The sequence below is a fragment of the Bacillus sp. mrc49 genome, assembly GCF_002803435.1.
The window spans coordinates 1-686 of the sequence record NZ_PHNG01000624.1; the positions used below are offsets into that span (position 1 = coordinate 1).

Below are 686 nucleotides of genomic sequence, written 5' to 3' on the forward strand. Positions count from 1 at the left end.
GCCGAGGATCTTGAAATTACCCGTGAGGAACAAGATGGCTGGGCTTACGATAGCCATCAAAAAGCGCTTAAAGCGATGGATGAAGGCATACTGGCAGAAGAAATCGTTGCCGTACAGGTTCCGGTAAGAAAAGGGGATCCGATTACGATCGAACATGATGAAGGACCAAGAAAGGATACATCTGCCGGGAAGCTCGCCAAATTAGGGCCAGCTTTTAATAACGAGGGAACGATAACGGCAGGGAATGCACCGGGAGTCAATGATGGAGCGGCGGCTCTCGTATTGATGAGTGAGGAACGTGCCGAAAAAGAAGGGAAAGCTCCATTTGCTTATATTTTGGCACATGCCGAAGTGGCAGTTGAAGCGAAGGACTTCCCGAAAACGCCTGGCTTGGTCATAAATGAAATCCTGAAGAAGGCAGGCAAATCGGTGGAAGACATCGATTTATTCGAAGTGAATGAAGCATTCGCAGCTGTGGCACTGGCCAGCGGGAAGATTGCCGGCGTCGAGGCGGAAAAAGTGAATGTCAATGGAGGTGCAGTGGCCTTAGGTCACCCGATCGGGGCAAGCGGTGCCCGCATCATCATCACGCTCATGCATGAGTTGAAACGCCGTGGCGGGGGACTGGGCATAGCAGCGATCTGCAGTGGCGGCGGCCAGGGAGATGCGATCTTAATCGAGGTGCC

The 686-nt window shown here is 52.6% G+C and carries 1 protein-coding gene; it reads left to right on the forward strand.

Features of this window, described 5'->3' with window-relative positions:
• The coding region (locus CVN76_RS06465; protein WP_157805573.1) for an acetyl-CoA C-acyltransferase at positions 1-686 on the forward strand (686 nt) is incomplete at both ends.